The following is an 18,209-nucleotide window of genomic DNA, read 5'->3' on the forward strand; positions in this document are numbered from 1 at the left end:
GGAAAGGGTAGGTGAAATGGCGGGTGGTGTGGCGGCGGCCGCGTGGATAAGCCTTCGGCGTTATCAACCCTACAAGGCAAGAGGATTCGCGGCCAGGTTCCTTCCGCAGGGGTGTAGGTCAGCGTCGGCTTCGACCAGCACGCCTGGCCTGTAGGCCGAACGGTGTCTTGCGAAACGCGTGAACCGGCCTGCGACGTTGTCCACCACTACGCCGCCTTGGGCGGAAACTTCGGCTGGTGCAGCCCCAGTCGCATGGCCTCACGCACCATCGCCATGATGTCCTGCTGGGCCAGGTCGAACAGCTGCTTGAGGTCCGGCAGGACGAAGTACAGCGGCTGCAGGATGTCGATGCGATAGGGCGTGCGCATGGCTTCCCTGGCATCGAACGGCTGCCGCTCCGGCTCGGCGGACAGGCTGTAGAGCGTCTCCTTCGGCGACGAGAGGATGCCGCCGCCATAGATGCGCAGCCCGGCCGGGGTTTCCACCAGACCGAACTCGACGGTCATCCAGTACAGCCGTGCGAGAAACACCCGTTCTTCCTTGCTGGCCTTCAAGCCGAGTTGGCCATAAGTGTGGGTGAATTCGGCGAACCAGGGGTTGGTCAGCAGCGGGCAGTGGCCGAAGATCTCGTGAAAGATGTCCGGCTCCTGCAGATAGTCCAGCTCTTCCGGGGTGCGAATAAAAGTGGCGACCGGGAAGCGCTTGCTCGCCAGCAGTTCGAAAAAGCGCTGGAAGGGGATCAGCGCCGGTACGCGCTCCACCTGCCATCCGGTGGTTGCCGCCAGCACGCGATTGATCTCGCCGAGCTGCGGGATGCGCTCGCGGGGCAGGGCGAGCTGGTCGAGGCCGTCGAGGTATTCCTGGCAGGCGCGTCCTTCGAGCAGCTTCAGCTGCCGCTCGACCAGCGTCTGCCACACCGCGTGTTCGGCGTCCGGGTAATGAATGTGCCCCTGCGCGTCCGGTTCGCGGGCTACGTAGTGGGTCGTCTTCATCGGTACTCCTGCCGCTTGGGCATATTGTTGTTGCCCTCATTCGAACGCGAAGACGTACCGTCGGCGAGTCCCGCTGTGGCGCGATGTCGCACCTTGCCTGGTATTGTCTGTAAGGAAAGTCTGACGTTTTCGTCAGTGGCCGGATCAGCGGCATTGTCAAGCGGCTTATCTGGCAAATAATCTTGACGGGAATTTGCGGCGCTCGACCGAAGCGCCGTTGGCCCCACAACAAAACAACAGGGCTTCGCCATGCGTATCAAGATTCTCTGCCAGAACCGCGTCGGCATCCTGCGCGACATGCTCAACCTGCTGGTCGACTACGGCATCAACGTCGCCCGCGGCGAGGTCGGCGGCGAGCAGGGCAACGCCATCTACCTGCACTGTCCCAACCTGATGAACCTGCAGCTGCAGGCCCTGCGGCCGAAGATCGAGGCGCTGCCCGGCGTTTTCGAGCTACGCAAGGTCAGCCTGATGCCCAGCGAGCGGCATTCCCTGGAACTCAACGCGCTGCTCGGCGCGCTGGAGTTTCCCGTCCTCTCCATCGACATGAGCGGCGCCATCGTTGCCGCCAACCGCGCCGCCGCGCAGCTGCTCGGCGTGCGCGTCGACGAAGTGCCGGGCATGAGCCTGTCGCGCTACGCCGAGGACTTCGACCTGCCCGAACTGGTGCGCGCCAACAAGGCGCGGATCAACGGCCTGCGGGTGAAGATCAAGGGCGACGTGTTCCTCGCCGACATCGCCCCGCTGCAATCCGAACACGACGACAGCGAGGCGCTGGCCGGTGCGGTGCTCACTCTACATCGCGCCGACCGGGTGGGTGAACGCATCTACCAGGTGCGCAAGCAGGAGCTGCGCGGCTTCGACAGCATCTTCCAGAGCTCGAAAGTGATGGCCGCGGTGGTGCGCGAGGCACGGCGCATGGCACCGCTGGATGCGCCTCTGCTGATCGAGGGCGAGACCGGCACTGGCAAGGAGCTCTTGGCGCGCGCCTGTCACTTGTCCAGCCCGCGCGGGCAGTCGCCGTTCATGGCGCTCAACTGCGCCGGCCTGCCCGAATCCATGGCCGAGACCGAGCTGTTCGGCTACGGCCCTGGTGCCTTCGAAGGGGCGCGGCCGGAAGGCAAGCTCGGCCTGCTGGAGCTGACCGCCGGCGGCACGCTGTTTCTCGATGGCGTCGGCGAGATGAGCCCGCGGCTGCAGGCCAAGCTGCTGCGTTTCCTGCAGGACGGTGGCTTTCGTCGGGTCGGCAGCGACGAAGAGGTCTATCTGGATGTGCGGGTGATCTGCGCGACCCAGCTCGATCTGTCCGAACTCTGCGCCAGCGGGCAGTTTCGCCAGGATCTCTATCACCGGCTCAACGTGCTGTCGCTGCACATTCCGCCGCTGCGCGATTGCCTAGACGGCCTGCAGCCGCTGGCGCTGCACTTCATCGACCAGGCCAGCCGGCAGATCGGCTGTCCGCTGCCGACGCTCTCGCCGCAGGCGCTGGAGCGCCTGGCCGGCTACCACTGGCCGGGCAATGTGCGGCAGCTGGAGAACACCCTGTTCCAGGCGGTTTCGCTGTGCGAGGGCGGCACAATCAAGCCCGAGCACATCCGTCTGCCGGGCTACGGCGCGGCGCAGCCATTGGGCGATTTCTCGCTGGAGGGCGATCTGGCCAGCATCGTCGGGCGCTTCGAGAAGGCCGTGCTCGAAGGGCTGTACAAGCAGTTCCCGAGCAGCCGACAGCTGGGCAAGCGCCTCGGCGTATCGCACACCACCATCGCCAACAAGCTGCGCGAGCATGGAGTGGGCAAGGCGGAGGGGTGAGGTCTGTGGGTATGGCATGCGCGGCCAGAACTCGTTACCAGGCCGCCTCTTTCGAACCTTTCGCCTGAGCGTTCCCGTGCGCCGGCTGGCGACGCCCCGTGTTGCGTAGCGCGGAGCGGTGGTTACAGGTCGAATGCCCTCAGCGGCACCATCAATCAGCAGGTCTCCCACATCGAAATGCCATTGCCAGCACTTGCTCCGCTAGAATCGCCACTTTGCCAATTCAGGGAGCATGGCGGTGATCGAGCAGAAGGTAGAGGCCTATATCAAGCGCTGGGGCGGAGGTATCAGCCGGGGCGGCAATGAAACTGCCAACCTGCAGATGTTTCTCACCGAGCTATGCACCCTGCTCGAACTACCGCAGCCGGAGCCGGCACGGGCGGACCGTAAGGACAACGCCTACATCTTCGAGCGTAGCGTCACCGAGCTGTTCGCCGACGGAGGCAAGACCGCCCGGCGCATCGATCTTTACAAGCGCGGTTGCTTCATTCTCGAAGGCAAGGACACCGGCAAACAGGCTGGCAGTGACGGCTGGGATGCGTCCATCACCAAAGCGGTGAAGCAGGCCGAGAACTACGTGCGCTCACTGCCTGCCGAAGAAGGCCGCCCGCCATTCATCATCGTCGTCGATGTCGGCAAGTCCTTCGCCCTCTATTCCGAGTTCAGCCGTTCAGGCGGCAACTATGTCGCCTATCCCGATCCGCGAAGCCACAAAATCGCCCTGGAGCGCCTGCGCGATCCCGATGTGCGCGAACTGCTGCGTGCTGTTTGGCTCGCCCCCCAAGATCTCGACCCCACGCGCTACGCCGGCAAGATTACCCGGGCCATTGCCGACCGCCTGGCCAAGCTGGCGAAGTCTTTGGAAGACAGCGGCCAAAGTGCCGAGGCGGTCGCCAGCTTCCTGATGCGCTGCCTGTTCACCATGTTCGCTGAAGACGTGGGCTTGCTGCCCGCGCGCGGCTTCACCGAGCTGCTCGAAACCCTCAAGGCCAAGCCGGAGTCCTTCTGCCGGCAACTGCGCAGCCTCTGGCAGACCATGAACACCGGCGGTTTTGCTCCGGCGCTGGATGCTGAAGTATTGCGCTTCAACGGAGGGTTGTTCGCCGCGGCAGAGGTCATTGAGCTGAACGCCGAGCAAGTCGAATTGCTCGCCGCTGCTTCCAGAGCTGACTGGCGTTACGTCGAACCGGCGATCTTTGGCACCTTGCTTGAGCGCGCCCTCAATCCGCGTGAGCGGCACAAGCTGGGTGCCCACTACACGCCGCGCGCCTATGTCGAGCGGCTGGTGCTGCCGACCATCATCGAACCGTTGCGCGCCGAGTGGGCGGAAGTCCAGGCCGCCGCGCTGACTTACAAGCAGCAGGGCAAGACCCGGGACGCGGTGGACGAAATCCGCAAGTTTCATCATCAGCTGTGCCAGACCCGCGTACTTGACCCGGCCTGCGGCAGCGGCAACTTTCTCTACGTAACGCTGGAGCACATGAAGCGCCTGGAGGGCGACGTGCTGGAAACGCTCGGCAGCATCGTCAAATCCGGCTCATTCGAGCTGGAAGGGCTGACCGTCGATCCGCATCAGTTTCTCGGTCTGGAAATCAACCCGCGCGCCGCGAAGATTGCCGAGATGGTCCTGTGGATCGGCTACTTGCAGTGGCACTTCCGTACCTATGGCAGCGTCAACCCGCCTGAACCGGTGCTGCGTGATTTCCACAATATCGAGCACCGCGACGCGCTGATCGCCTATGACGCCGTCGAGTTGATCACCGACGAGTCCGGCAAACCGCTGACCCGCTGGGACGGTGTGACCTACAAGCCCAGCCCGGTCAGTGGCGAGCCAATCCCCGACGAAGCCGCGCGGGTCGAACAGTACCGCTATATAAACCCGCGCAAAGCCGAGTGGCCGCAGGCCGATTACATCGTCGGCAATCCGCCTTTCATCGGTGCTTCGACCATGCGGCGCGCGCTCGGTGATGGCTATGTTGACGCCGTGCGCTGCACCTGGCCGGACGTGCCGGAGTCGGCGGATTTCGTCATGCACTGGTGGCATATCGCGGCCGAAACGGTGCGAGCCGGCAATGCTCGGCGCTTCGGCTTTATCACCACCAACAGCATCAAGCAGACCTTCAATCGCCGCGTGTTGCAGACGCATCTGGAAGCGAAGGAGCCGCTGTCGCTGGCTTTCGCCATTCCCGATCATCCCTGGGTGGATGCCGCGGACGGCGCCCAGGTGCGGATCGCCATGACGGTGGCTGCGGCAGGCGAGCAGGACGGGCGGTTGTTGCAGGTATGCAATGAGATTCGCGCTGACCAGGATGAAATCGAAGTTCGGCTTCAGGAAAAGCAGGGGCGTCTGTTTGCTGACCTGAAGACCGGGGCCAACGTCGCGGCAGCCAAGCCACTGTTGGCCTGTCTGGCTATCAGCTCGCCGGGGGTGAAGCTGCATGGCGCCGGTTTTATCGTGACACCTGAGGAAGCCAGTCAGCTCGGTCTGGGAAAAGTCGAGGGCCTGGAGCGGCATATTCGCGAGTACCGCAATGGGCGTGATCTGGCGCAGTCGCCGCGTGGAGTAATGGTGATCGACCTGTTTGGGCTGTCAGCCGATGAAGTTCGTGAGCGCTTTCCAGCGGTGTATCAGTGGGTGCTAGAGAGGGTGAAGCCGGAACGCGACCAGAACAACAGGGCGACCTACCGGGATAATTGGTGGTTATTTGGCGAACCGCGTCGTGATTGGCGCGCAGTGGCGACCGGCCTGCCTCGATATATCGCCACTGTGGAAACCACCAAGCATCGGATATTCCAGTTCCTCGACGCATCCATCCTGCCGGACAACAAGCTGGTCAATATTGCCAGCGACAGCGCTGTGCTGCTTGGCGTCCTTACCAGCCGCCTGCATGTTGCATGGTCTTTTTCTACAGGCAGTCGGCTTGGTGTTGGTAACGACCCGGTCTACGTCAAGACTACCTGCTTCGAAACCTTCCCCTTCCCCGATCCTACGCCGGAGCAGCGGGCAGCTATTCGCCAGTTGGCCGAACGTATCGACGGCCACCGCAAGCGCCAGCAGGCGGAACACCCGACGCTGACCATGACCGGCATGTACAACGTGCTGGAAAAACTGCGTGCCGGAGAGGCGTTGAGCGACAAAGAAAAGCTGGTCCACGCGCAGGGCCTGGTGTCCGTGCTGGGCGAACTGCATGACGAACTGGACTGCGCCGTTTTTGCCGCCTATGGCTGGGATGACCTGGCCGCAACGTTGGTCGGCCTTCCTGGTGCAACCACGCCGCTGGCGGACAAACCCGAAGCCCAGGCCGAGGCCGAAGAGCAGCTGCTTGGCCGCCTGGTGGTGCTCAACGCCGAACGCGCCGCCGAAGAAGCGCGCGGGAAAATCCTTTGGTTGCGTCCTGCCTACCAGAATCCCAACGCTACCGACGTACCACAGCATGCCGAAACGGAGCAGTCCGAGCTGGGCACATCCGATGCAAGTCCGTTGGCCAAGCAGAAAAAAGCCGCCTGGCCCAAGGGTATGCGCCAGCAGATTGCTGCGATCCGCAACACCCTCGGCAATCAGGCGCTGACGCTGCCCGCGCTGGTCGCACATTTCAACGCGCCCAAGTCCACCACGCCATTGATCGTCGACGCCCTCGGTGCCATGCAGGACCTGGGCATGGTCGGCCAGGAGAACCAGCACTATCGCCTTATCGGCTAGCCGGCCAGGCGCGGCGTAATCACGCCACGCCGGAACGCCGGGGCGCTGTTTGGATAGCCGGCGCTCGCCTCAGGCGCATTGGCGGTTTCACACGGTGGCGGCTGCGGGTGCTTCCTAACTTGCGAGGGGCCTGGGACGTACAGTAGCGAAAAATAATGCGCCATGGGGAGAGTGCCCACGTTCTGGCTGTGCGGGCAGGCCCTAGGCCTGCAGGCCGCACTCTGGAGCTTTAACATTTTTTATGGCCGGCTGACGTTTAGCATTCGATGATGTTCACCGCCAGCCCGCCGCGGGCGGTTTCCTTGTACTTGCTCTTCATGTCGGCGCCGGTCTGGCGCATGGTGCGGATCACCTTGTCCAGCGAGATGAAGTGGCTGCGGTCGCCACGCAGGGCCATGCGCGGGGCGTTCAGATAATCTCCAGTCAAGAGATAGCCCAACCTATCCAAACTACGATGCATGTCTAACTTCTTTGTAGGTAGTCCTGGCAAAGCACCATGCTGTTTCTCTTGTTTATCTACCTACTGATAGGTAATATGCTTCTGGTCTATTAAACCTGACAGAGGTCAATTCCATGAAAATCTACGATACCGAAGGCTTCCCAAACCCGCTCCGCGTTCGCATCGCCCTGGCAGAAAAAGGCGCAACGAATCAGGTGGAATTCATCCCGGTGGATGTGATGGGCGGCGAGCACCGTTCCGAGGCATTCAGAACAAAGAACCCGGATGCCACCGTGCCCTTGCTGGAGCTAGACGACGGCACCTGCATTGCCCAGTGCAACGCCATCACGGAATATATCGACGGCGTTTTCGAGGGCCCGTCACTCATGGGCACAACCCCGAAGGAGCGTGCTCGTATCTCGATGATGAATCTGCGCGCAGAGAACGGTCTGATGAACGCGGTGGGTGCCTATTTCCATCACGCGACCCCGGGGCTTGGTCCGGTTCTGGAGACCTGGCAGTGCCCTGAATGGGGCAACAAGCAGAAGGAAGTCGCCTGCGCAACCATGGCCTACCTGGACCGCGTTCTGGCGGACAATGAGTTTATTGCTGGCGACAGCTTCTCGATCGCGGACATCACCGCCTTTGCCGGCCTGGGTTTTGCGGAGTTCGCCAAGATTGAAATCCCCGAGTCCCTGAACAATCTCCAGGCCTGGCGCGCAAAAATCGCAGCCCGTCCGTCGATTGCCGGGTGATCCGAGTCCTTCGGCTTGAATACAGGCGTGGAAGACGTGAAAGGAGGCGATCTCATGGAGATCAATGCGGATTTCTCTAAGCCGGTTGTCATGCATTCAGAGCAGCTTGAATGGCAACCCTCGCCAATGAAAGGGGTGGAACGGCGCATGCTGGACCGGATCGGGGGTGAAGTGGCCCGCGCCACGACCATCGTGCGTTATGCGCCGGGCAGCCATTTCTCGGCGCATAGTCATGCCGGGGGTGAGGAGTTCATCGTCCTGGAGGGCGTGTTCCAGGACGAGCACGGCGACTTTCCGGCCGGCACCTATGTGCGCAATCCCCCGACCACTTCCCATACGCCAGGCTCTGACCAGGGATGCACGATCTTTGTAAAACTCTGGCAGTTCGATCTGGTCGACCGCGCACAGTTCAGCAAGAATATGGAAGCCGAACTGGACGCCCCGGTGGATGGCGTTGCCACTGCCAGGCTGCATGAGGATGACCGTGAGATCGTCACCTATAGCCAACTCGAGGCGGGTGCGACGCTCACCTCGGGGGCACGTGGCGGGATCGAGCTGCTGGTGATCAATGGCGTGGTCACGGTGGACGGCGTGGTGCTGGGCAAGCATGACTGGTTGCGCCTGCCCGAAGGGCAACGGCTGTCCGCGCGGGCCGGGGGCGACGGCGCGAAGCTCTGGATGAAGACCGGGCATCTGCGATTTGCCAGGGCACCGTCTGTATAGCAGCCCGGATCAGGGGTGGCGGGGCTGTGCACTCGCGATATAGGCAGAGAGTTCCTGGGCATGAGGCAGCCCCTCTCGGTTAACGCCCAGGGGGGGCTTCAGGCCCGGAAACGGCGAGAGCGAACCACATAGACAGGTAAATGACCATGAATCGGGATACCAGAACCGCTCTGATGGATCTTGCCGAACACAGCGTCCGGTCACGGGGCTTTGACGGGTTCAGCTATGCGGATCTGGCTGAGGCTATCGGCATTCGAAAGGCTTCCATCCATTATCATTTTCCCACCAAGGCGAAACTCTCCGAAGCCTTGATCGAGCGCTATCGGACCCACCTGCAGCATGGCCTGGCCGAGATAGAGGTAGCTCATGCCAACGCCGGCGCACGCCTTGAGGCGTTGATTGCCCTGTATCGCTCGGCGCTGCATGATGGCCAGACCGTGTGCCTGTGTGTTGCCTTTTCAATCAGTCGCGCAAGCCTGTGCGATGCGGTTATCGCCAAAGTCGGCGATGTCCGAGCAATGGTCCTACGGTGGTTGATGGCCACGTTCGAACTGGGGCAAAGGGATGGGTCAATCTCGGCCATCCAGGATCCGACCGATGAGGCGCACGCCACCCTGGCCACACTGGAAGGTGCTCATCTCGCAGTGCGCACAGAAGAAAAGCCCGCCGTGTTTGATGCCGCAACACGACTGCTGCGCGCCCGCTGCCAGTAACGACGGGACAGGAATCGCGCTTTGAGCGAGCGATTAAATTCGTGTTCGCTCACCCGGCGACATTTCCTGTGAGCTTTGGTCGATATCTACCCGTACATAATCGTTACGCAAATTGACTCATAACGAGCGAAAAGGAGCAAACAGATGATGAGCACCCTGAAAACAGCACTGGCAGCAGCCACGCTGTCACTCACTGTTGCAAGTACGCAGGTACTGGCAGAAACGCAAACCAGAACCATCGAATATCAAGTCGGCGACGAGACCTTCACCGGCTACGTGGCCTGGGATGATGAATTCGGGCAGAAGCGTCCGGGGGTTCTGGTTGTCCATGAATGGTGGGGGCACAATGAATTCGCGCGAGATCAGGCAGAACGGCTGGCTTCAGCCGGCTATACGGCGTTTGCGTTGGATATGTATGGCGCTGGCAAACAAGCCGACCACCCTGATACTGCCCAGAAATTCATGCAGGAAGCCACCAGGGACATGGACCAGGTTAAGGCACGCTTTATGAAGGCGATGGACATCCTGAAGAACCACGAAAGTGTTGATGCGTCCCGAATTGCAGCACAAGGTTACTGCTTTGGCGGTGCCGTTGTTCTCAACATGGCGCGCATGGGTGTTGATCTGGACGGCGTTGTCAGCTTCCACGGTGCGCTCGGCAGCCCCCTCCAGGCTGAGCCCGGATCCGTAAAGGCCAGGATCCAGGTGTACACCGGCGGTGCCGACAAGCTGGTCCCCTCGGATCAGGTGGCGAGCCTGGTCAAGGAGATGCAGGATGCCGAAGTCGACCTGACACTGGTGAGCTTCCCCGGCGTGCAGCACTCATTTACCAACCCGGGCGCTGACAGGATCGCCCAGGAGTTTGGTATGCCGGTTGGTTATGACGAAGAGGCTGCCGCCCGTTCCTGGGAGGGCACCATGCGTTTCTATCAGACCATCTTCGCCGAGTAACACAAGCACGTGCAAAAAACCGAAACCGGCAGTATTTCAGTGAATTCTGGAACACCAACCGAAAAGCATAATGAGGTGAGACATGGCAACTGAGCGTTTACCACTGTTCAATGGTGACAATCGTCCGAGCTACAAGCCGCTGGGTAATTCGGGGCTGTTCGTCTCCGAACTGTGTCTGGGCACCATGACTTTCGGCGGCGATGAGGACATCTGGGGGCTGATCGGCCAGTTGCAGCAGGAACAGGCCGACGAACTGGTAAGGATCGCCCTGGAGGCGGGTATCAACTTTATCGATACCGCCAACATCTATGGTTTCGGCGCCAGCGAACGCATCGTCGGCCAGTCCCTGAAGAACCTCGGCGTTCGCCGCGAAGATGTGGTGCTGGCCACCAAGGTGCTGGGCCCTATGGGGGATGGCCCCAATGCCCGTGGTGCTTCCCGCGGTCATATCATGAGCGAATGCAAGGCGAGCCTGGCGCGCCTGCAAACGGACTATATCGATCTGTACCAGATCCACGGTTTTGACCCGGCCACACCGATCGAGGAAACGCTAGAGGCACTTAGCACCCTGGTGCAGCAAGGTCATGTGCGCTACGTGGGCCTGTCCAACTGGGCTGCCTGGCAGGTGATGAAAGCCATCGGCATCAGCCAGGCCCGCAATCTGTGCCCGATCACATCCTTGCAGGCCCACTACACCCTTGTCGGTCGCGATCTGGAGCGGGATATCGTGCCGATGCTGGAATCCGAGAAGGTCGGGCTGATGGTTTGGAGCCCGTTGGCAGGCGGTTACCTATCTGGCAAATACGAGGGGCCGGACGCTTCCGAGGAAAACCGCCGCGCCAAGTTTGATTTCCCACCCGTCAACCGTGAGCGGGGCAGCGAAGTCATCAAGGTGATGCGGGAGATTGCCGACGGAAAGCAGATCGACGGCGAGCCGGTTACCGTGGCCCAGATCGCTCTGGCGTGGCTGTTGCACCAAAAACCCGTGACCAGCGTTATCGTTGGCGCCAAGCGGCCGGAGCAGCTGAAAGCCAATATCCAGGCAGCGCAGATCCGGTTGTCTGGCGAAGAACTTAATGCTCTCGACGAGGTGAGCCGTATACCAGAGGAGTATCCGGGCTGGATGATGAAAATGATGGCCGGGTACCGGGATGCTGCGAAGGAGTGAGCGCTGGCGCTTAGATGGCATAACGACATCTTGAGTTTTCGTCAAACGATATCTTCAAGAAACAAGTGGATCAAAAGCTTGATTTCTATTGATCTATTGAAACGCCAAACCCAGCAGGAGGCAGACATGTCCTCGCTTGAAACCCAGTTTCTTTCCCTGACGGAACACCATGCCCGATATGCAGCGCTCGACCCGACTTTGGCGTTGAAGGAAAGCGCGTCGGGCAAGGTCATCTTCATCACCGGCGGATCAAGGGGGATCGGCCGGGCCACGGCTGTCGCCTTCGCCGAGGCGGGCGCAAAGGCGGTCTATATCACCGCACGCTCAAAGCCGGCTCTCGACGAGACACTGGCGCTGATTCGACAGGCAAACCCGAACACCCAGTGCGCCTATTCAACGTGCGACGTCACCAGCGCGGAACAGGTCGAAGCCGCCGTTGCCGATTGCGTGAAAAAATTTGGCGGTATCGACGTGGCCGATGCCAACGCCGGCTATCTTGCGCATTGGGCGAAGATCGGCGAGTCCGATCCCGACAGCTGGTGGCATACCTGGGAAGTGAACGTGAGGGGGGCCTATCACGTCATGCGCTTCTCCATGCCGCATCTCATCGAGTCGGCAAAAAGGTGGGCCACCGAAGGATCAAGCGGCGGTCATCTAATACTGCTGTCGTCGATTGGTGCGCAGATGCTGGCCCCGACGGCATCCGATTACCAGACATCCAAGCACGCGATCAATCGTCTCTGTGAATTCGTCACCGTGGATCATGGTCAGGACGGCATCAAATGCTTCGCCATCCACCCAGGCGGGGTGGCCACCGACCTCGGGCAGAGCATGCCAGAGGCGATGCGTGCCTATCTCATCGACAGCCCCGATCTGGCGGCCGGTTTTATCGTCTGGCTGGCCTCCGGCAAGGCGGACTGGGCCACGGGGCGTCATCTCAGCGCCAATTGGGATGTCGAGGAGCTTAATTCGCTCAGAGATGGGATTTTGCAAAACGATTTGCTGGTCAACCGCCTGCGTGCCAGGGTATGACAGCCGCCAACCGCCGTGAAACAAGGGCTCAACGCTTGCGCTGACGCCGCCACTCGTCGAACTCACTGGCGACGATACGCTCGCCGGTGAGACCGTCGCTGGCATCCGAGGCCAGGAACACGATGGGCTCGGCCATCACATCGGGGCTGAGCAGGTTGAATTGCGCCTTGATCGCCTCCTTGTGCTGCTCCGGGATCATGCCGGTTTCGGTGGCGCCGCCCGGCAACAACATGTTGACGTCGATGTTCGCCTCGCGTAGATCCTCGGCCATGATCAGCGACAGCGACTCTGCGCCCGCCCGCGATGGGCCATAGGGTACGAAGCCTTTGCGACACATGGTGGCGTGATTCATTGTGATATTGACGATCTTGCCCCTGCGCTGTTCCAGGAACAGCGCCATGAACGCCTTGGCGACTAGAAAATAGCCGGTCAGGTTGGTGTCGATGAGGTCACGAAAGGCGGCGGCGGAAACCCTGTAGAACGGCTGCGGATCGGAGAGGAAGTCGGGGTTGACCGTGCGCATGCCGATGCCGGCGTTGTTGACCAGCAAATCCAGCCCGCCCCAGCGTCGCCGCACCTCGTCCACTGCGATAGCGATGGACTGTTCGTCACGCACGTCCATTACCTGCGCGTGGACATCAAGCCCGCGTTGCGAGAGACGCGCCACGACAGTATCGAGCCTGTCGACCGAGCGCGCCGTGAGCCCTACCGTTGCGCCGGCCTCCGCCAGCGCCTCGGCCATGGACAGGCCGAGGCCACTCGACGCACCAGTAACCAAGGCGCGCTTACCTTGTAAAAGCTGTGCCGCCATCGCATTCTCCTTTCATTCGTCAAACCTGCAGTCGCTGAATCCTCGCCTCGAATGCCATGCCGGTCGGCTTCGATGGCTAATGGTGAAGAATGTAGAGGTCGTCGGCATTCGCGAGCGCTCCAGGCATGGAGGCCATTGCATCGTGCAACTGCCTGCGGGGCGTCGGGGGGGGGTATACCTATGTGTTCGGTTCATGCTGAGTTGAGCAGGGCTCGTCCTGATTTCATGCAAGTTCGCCATTTACTTCTGCATAACCTTGTCGAGGGGGCCTCATGGCTCATCGCATCCTCTACCTGCGTTCAAGAAACATAGCCCAATATTGCCTGTCGTCGGCGCTGATATGCTGTTTTCAGTCAGTGACTGCTTTCTTACCCAGCAGGCGTCCGGCGTAAGCGAATGGGTAACACCTTGCCAGTCAATCAGCTGTGTTGCCAATGGTGAGGCAGAGCTCGCTGAGCTGGGCTTCGGCAATCGAGCCAGCACGTCTTTCGGTTGGACTTATGCTTGCGGGTCCGAAGAGTAATGGCGGTTCGCTGGACGGAGCCAACGCCTTGCAGCTGTCATACAGCGCCAGCATCGAACAGCCACCCCTGTATTGGTGCGTTGATCGGCGGTGGCCTGGGCTACTTGGCCGGGCAGAGTGTGCAGGAGCGGCCGGACAACAGGTGCAGCGCGAGGGTGGCGAGCTGACAGCGCTGAATCGCTAGGGCCTGTTCTGCCGATGCCGCTGGCTTTGCTAGGCTGGCCGGCATCACAACCGAAGGAGCCGTGATGAGCTATTCCCTGTTGCATGTCACCCATCTGCTGGCGGCAATCTTCTTCATCGGCACGCTGTTCTTCGAGGTGATGATCCTCGGCCGTATCCGTCAGCAGATCGGCGAGCAGACCATGCCGCTGGTGGAGCGCGCCGTAGGTGCGCGCTCGCGGGTGGTGCTGCACTGGGTGGTCCTGTTCGTCTACGGCGCCGGTATCGGCCTGGCCTGGTATCACCGCCAGGCGCTGGCCGATCCGTTTGCCAGCAGCTTCGCCACCTTGCTGGCGCTGAAGGTTCTGCTGGCGATCGGCGTGTTCTTCACCTTCGGCCTGGTCGCCGTCCTGCTGCGCAAGGGACGCATGACGCCCACCCGCTACCGTGCCATCCACTGGGCGATCCTGCTGCAGATGATCGGTATCGTGCTGCTCGCCAAGGGCATGTTCTACCTGCACTGGTGAGGTTGCGCTGCATACCAGTTTTGCCAGTCGCAGTCATGATCAGGGTCAATTCGGCTGGCGCTTCGCTCCGTGCTTATCGGGCCTGATTCAGTCGCCGCAGCCTCGTTGCTTTAGCGGCAGCGGGGGCTAAGGTGGCTGCATCGTTTCCCGATCAGCAGAGGTTAGCCATGGATTTCGCCTACAGCCCACGCGTCGAGGCGCTGCGCCAGCAGCTGCGCGCCTTCATGGACCAGCACATCGTGCCGCGCATCGGTGCCTGGCACGCGGAGGTGGCGGCCGGGCAATACCCGGTGTCGTTCATGGACGACCTCAAGGCGCTGGCCCGTTCGGAAGGGCTGTGGAATCTGTTCCTGCCGTCGCTCGGCGAAGACGAGCCGGGCATGGGCCTGAGCAATCTCGAGTACGCGCCGCTGGCGGAAATCATGGGGCGCGTGCACTGGGCTTCGGAAGTGTTCAACTGCAACGCACCGGACACCGGCAACATGGAGCTGCTGCACATGTTCGCCACGCCCCAACAGCGTCAGCGCTGGCTCACGCCGTTGCTCGAAGGTGAGATCCGCTCGGCCTTCGCCATGACCGAACCGGACGTGCCGTCTTCCGACGCTACAAACATCCAGACGCTGATCCGTCGCGACGGCGACGACTACGTGATCAACGGTCGCAAGTGGTTCATCACCAACGCCTCGCATCCCAACTGCAAGCTCCTGATCGTCATGGGCAAGACCGACCCGAACGCCGAGACCCATCAGCAGCAGAGCATGATCCTGGTGCCGTTCGACACACCCGGTGTCGAGCTGGTGCGTAACATCCCGGTGATGAACCACATCGCCCCGGAAGGTCACAGCGAACTCCTGCTGCGCAATGTGCGGGTGCCGGCGAGCAACCTGTTGGGCAGGGAGGGCGACGGCTTCATGATGGCGCAGGCGCGCCTGGGGCCAGGGCGCATTCATCACTGCATGCGCTCGATCGGCATGGCCGAGCTGGCGCTGGAACTGATGGTCGAGCGCTGCCAGGAGCGCAAGGCGTTCGGCAAGTACCTGCAGCAGTATTCCAATGTCGCCGACTGGATCGCCGAGTCGCGTATCGAGATCGAGCAGGCACGACTGCTGGTGCTCAAGACGGCCTGGATGATCGACGAGGTCGGCGCCAAGGCGGCGCGCAAGGAAATCTCGATGATCAAGGCGCTGGTGCCGCGCATGCACATCAACGTGGTCGACCGCGCGATCCAGGTCTACGGCGCCATGGGCCTGACGCCGGACACGCCGCTGGCCGACATGTGGACCGGTGGCCGCGCGCTGCGCTTTGCCGATGGCCCGGATCAGGTGCATCTGCGTAGCATCGCCAGGATGGAAATCAAGGCCAGTGAAGCCACGCGCGGTGCGACGGCGGCCTATCTCACACCGCCGGGCCGCCACTGAGCGCGTCACCTCCCTCCGGCTGCGCCTGCATGGGCGCAGCTCCCTCTCTGGGCGCTATCCGCGCCGCCTCGCTCGCTTTTTTTGTGCACTGACCTAGGCTGGTCATTACAACGTCTTTGTTCACGGTCATGGTGTTCTTTTGACATGGGACAACGAAACCAGTCGCCGGGGGAGTCCTTGATTGCAATCAAGGGGAGGCATGTAGAGGCTCACCTACCATCCGCTTACGCCAACCGTACAAGCAGGTAACTCGATGGCTTCCCGTGAAATCTGGTCGCTGGCCGGTACGTTCAGTACCTGGGTCAAGGGCTTTGTCATTCTGCTGATCCTGAGCGTCTGCGCATCGTCGCTGCAGGCCAAAGAATATGCAGCCGAGCAGCAGCGCCTCGACAAGTTCTTCCCCGGTGCCAGCCTCTCGGCCGCCGAGGGCGACTACCAGGTCCGCACGATCACCAAGGGTGACGAGGTACTCGGCTACGCCTTTCAGTCCATTAATGTGGTGGACATTCCCGCCTATTCCGGCAAACCCATCAACATGCAGGTGCTGCTCGATCCGCAGGGTGTGATCGTCGATGCCTATGTGCTTGAGCACCATGAGCCGATCCTGTTGATCGGCATTCCCGAAGAAGAACTGCACGCATTCAACGCCAAGTACCAGGGTATCCGGGTCGATCAGCGCGTCGTGGTCGGCCGCTCCCGGGACGAGAATGCGGTCACCATCGATGCCGTCACTGGTGCCACTGTCACGGTGATGGTGGTCAACGAGATCGTCATGCGCGCCGCCCACGATGTCGCGGTGTCGCTGGGGCTGGTGGAAGACAACGCCGGCATCGCGCAGAAGCCGGCGACCGTCCGCCAGGATTACTACGAAGAGGCTACCTGGAGCGAGCTGACCGGCAACGGCGCGATCCGCCGCCTGCACCTGACCAAGGGCGACATCGACGAGGCGTTCAAGGGCACCGAGGGCGAAGGCATCGACGAGGCCACGGCCGATGAGGTGCAGGACACCTTCATCGACCTCTACGCCACCCATCTGAATCCGCCGACCATCGGCCGCGCGCTGCTCGGCGACGCGCACTACCGCACCCTGATGGACGAGCTCAAGCCAGGCGAGCACGCCGTCGCGGTGATGGGCAGCGGCGAATACTCGTTCAAGGGCTCGGGCTATGTGCGCGGCGGCATCTTCGATCGGGTCCAGCTGCGCCAGTTCGGCAACGTCATCAGCTTCCGCGACATGGACTTCCAGCGCCTGGACGACGTGTATGCCGACGGCATTCCGGATTTCCGCGAGATGGCAGTGTTCATCGTCCGTGAGCACGCCGCGTTCGATCCGGGCTCGCCCTGGACACTGGAGCTGCTGGTGCGGCGCCAGACCGGCCCGATCAGCGGCATGTTCACCAGCTTCGAACTGCCGTATCAGATGCCCGAGCAGTACATCGAACGCCCACAGCCTACCGCCGAGGAACTGGCCGCCATCGAGGAAGCCAACCGTCCGGTCTGGGTCAATATCTGGTACCAGAAGTCATTCCAGATCGGCGTGATCCTCGCGGCGCTGGGCCTGCTGACGGTCATCCTGTTCCTGCAGGACAAGTTCACCCAGCGGCCGGAGTTCCTGCACTGGCTGCGCCGTGGCTACCTGGTGTTCACCGTGGTGTTCATCGGCTGGTACGCCCTCGGTCAGCTGTCGGTGGTCAACGTGCTGACCTTCACCCATGCGCTGTTCCAGGACTTCCGCTGGGAACTGTTCCTCTCCGATCCGGTGATCTTCATCATCTGGACCTTCACCGCCGCCAGCATTCTGCTCTGGGGCCGTGGCGTGTTCTGCGGCTGGCTGTGCCCGTTCGGTGCGCTGCAGGAGCTGATCAACGAGGCGGCACGCAAGCTGAAGGTTCCGCAGTACGAGCTGCCCTTCGCGGTGCACGAGCGGCTCTGGGCGATCAAGTACATCGTCCTGCTGGTGCTGTTCGGGCTCTCGCTCGAGTCGATGATGATGGCCGAGAAGGCCGCCGAGGTTGAGCCGTTCAAGACCGCCATCACCCTCAAGTTCGACCGCCAGTGGTGGTTCGTCGCCTACGCGGTGTTCCTGCTGGTCATCAACATCTTCACCCGCAAGGTGTACTGCCGCTACGTCTGCCCGCTGGGTGCGGCGCTGTCGATCAGCAGCAAGGTCCGCCTGTTCGACTGGCTCAAGCGGCGCCCGGAATGCGGCAGCCCCTGCCAGCTGTGCGCCAAGGAATGCGAGATCCAGGCCATCCATCCGGATGGGCACATCAACCACAACGAGTGCCATTACTGCCTGGACTGCCAGATGACTTATCACAACGAAAACAAGTGCCCGCCGCTGATCCTGAAGAACAAGCGCGCCAAGCGCGGCAAGAAGGCACCGGCCGACCCGTCGCTGATTCCCGTAGTGCAAGTAGTGGAACCCTGAGTCATCGCCGCAGGCGAAGTACTCGATCGATGTGTTTGAAGCAGATGTCCCAAAG

Annotated in this window: 13 protein-coding genes and 1 pseudogene; 11 read left to right on the forward strand and 3 right to left on the reverse strand. The window is 61.6% G+C overall.

Translation table 11 applies throughout. The features are described 5' to 3' along the window. Positions 1–206: 206 nt before the first annotated feature. The gene (gene phhA, locus CW305_RS22800) at positions 207–992 is read right to left on the reverse strand and encodes a phenylalanine 4-monooxygenase (RefSeq protein WP_104099076.1); all 786 of its coding nucleotides are present in this window, start codon (positions 990–992) and stop codon (positions 207–209) included. Between the two features lie 249 nt (positions 993–1,241). Here phhA and CW305_RS22805 point away from each other — a divergent pair, with 249 nt between their 5' ends. Together CW305_RS22805 and CW305_RS22810 are read left to right on the forward strand one after the other, a co-directional pair. Beyond that, entirely contained in the window at positions 1,242–2,801 is a 1,560-nt protein-coding gene (locus CW305_RS22805; protein ID WP_041016020.1) for a sigma-54-dependent phenylalanine hydroxylase transcriptional regulator PhhR, read from the forward strand. A gap of 238 nt (positions 2,802–3,039) precedes the next feature. Further along, a complete protein-coding gene (locus tag CW305_RS22810; protein ID WP_181063936.1) occupies positions 3,040–6,501 on the forward strand; it encodes a class I SAM-dependent DNA methyltransferase in 3,462 nt (1,153 codons plus the stop codon). A gap of 256 nt (positions 6,502–6,757) precedes the next feature. Here the strand turns inward: CW305_RS22810 and CW305_RS22815 are convergent. Beyond that, positions 6,758–6,913 (reverse strand): annotated as a pseudogene (locus CW305_RS22815) (L-serine ammonia-lyase, iron-sulfur-dependent, subunit alpha); the annotation flags it as partial. A 161-nt stretch (positions 6,914–7,074) separates the two neighbouring features. On the opposite strand from CW305_RS22815, the gene CW305_RS22820 reads away from it, so the two are divergent. The 6 genes from CW305_RS22820 to CW305_RS22845 all read left to right on the forward strand — a co-directional run bounded on the left by CW305_RS22820 (position 7,075) and on the right by CW305_RS22845 (position 12,282). Next, positions 7,075–7,695: a glutathione S-transferase family protein gene (locus tag CW305_RS22820; RefSeq protein WP_043218978.1), complete on the forward strand. Its 621-nt coding sequence runs from the start codon at positions 7,075–7,077 to the stop codon at positions 7,693–7,695. A gap of 54 nt (positions 7,696–7,749) precedes the next feature. After that, a complete protein-coding gene (locus CW305_RS22825) occupies positions 7,750–8,418 on the forward strand; it encodes a cupin domain-containing protein (RefSeq protein ID WP_104099078.1) in 669 nt (222 codons plus the stop codon). Between the two features lie 146 nt (positions 8,419–8,564). Then, complete coding sequence (locus CW305_RS22830; protein WP_104099128.1) at positions 8,565–9,131, forward strand: TetR/AcrR family transcriptional regulator; 567 nt, start codon at positions 8,565–8,567, stop codon at positions 9,129–9,131. Positions 9,132–9,275: 144 nt separating this feature from the next. Then, entirely contained in the window at positions 9,276–10,082 is an 807-nt protein-coding gene (locus tag CW305_RS22835; RefSeq protein ID WP_104099079.1) for a dienelactone hydrolase family protein, read from the forward strand. A gap of 82 nt (positions 10,083–10,164) precedes the next feature. Continuing rightward, positions 10,165–11,250, forward strand: coding sequence for an aldo/keto reductase (locus CW305_RS22840; RefSeq protein ID WP_104099080.1), 1,086 nt, complete (start codon positions 10,165–10,167; stop codon positions 11,248–11,250). Between the two features lie 126 nt (positions 11,251–11,376). After that, on the forward strand, positions 11,377–12,282 hold the full coding sequence (locus CW305_RS22845; protein WP_104099081.1) for an SDR family NAD(P)-dependent oxidoreductase: 906 nt from the start codon (positions 11,377–11,379) through the stop codon (positions 12,280–12,282). Positions 12,283–12,310: 28 nt separating this feature from the next. Here CW305_RS22845 and CW305_RS22850 read toward each other — a convergent pair whose 3' ends face one another. Beyond that, positions 12,311–13,093 (reverse strand): SDR family NAD(P)-dependent oxidoreductase, encoded by a 783-nt coding sequence (locus tag CW305_RS22850; RefSeq protein WP_104099082.1) that lies wholly within the window; start codon positions 13,091–13,093, stop codon positions 12,311–12,313. A 771-nt stretch (positions 13,094–13,864) separates the two neighbouring features. Here CW305_RS22850 and CW305_RS22855 point away from each other — a divergent pair. The 3 genes from CW305_RS22855 to nosR all read left to right on the forward strand — a co-directional run bounded on the left by CW305_RS22855 (position 13,865) and on the right by nosR (position 18,154). Further along, positions 13,865–14,305 carry a CopD family copper resistance protein gene (locus CW305_RS22855; protein ID WP_104099083.1) on the forward strand — a complete coding sequence of 147 codons (441 nt, stop codon included), beginning with the start codon at positions 13,865–13,867 and terminating at the stop codon, positions 14,303–14,305. 167 nt (positions 14,306–14,472) lie between these two features. Continuing rightward, positions 14,473–15,723, forward strand: coding sequence for an acyl-CoA dehydrogenase family protein (locus CW305_RS22860; RefSeq protein WP_104099084.1), 1,251 nt, complete (start codon positions 14,473–14,475; stop codon positions 15,721–15,723). A 253-nt stretch (positions 15,724–15,976) separates the two neighbouring features. After that, positions 15,977–18,154: a transcriptional regulator NosR gene (gene nosR / locus CW305_RS22865; RefSeq protein ID WP_102832665.1), complete on the forward strand. Its 2,178-nt coding sequence runs from the start codon at positions 15,977–15,979 to the stop codon at positions 18,152–18,154. The last annotated feature ends 55 nt before the right edge of the window (positions 18,155–18,209 follow it).

The organism is Stutzerimonas kunmingensis, from assembly GCF_002929225.1.
Lineage (GTDB): Bacteria > Pseudomonadota > Gammaproteobacteria > Pseudomonadales > Pseudomonadaceae > Stutzerimonas.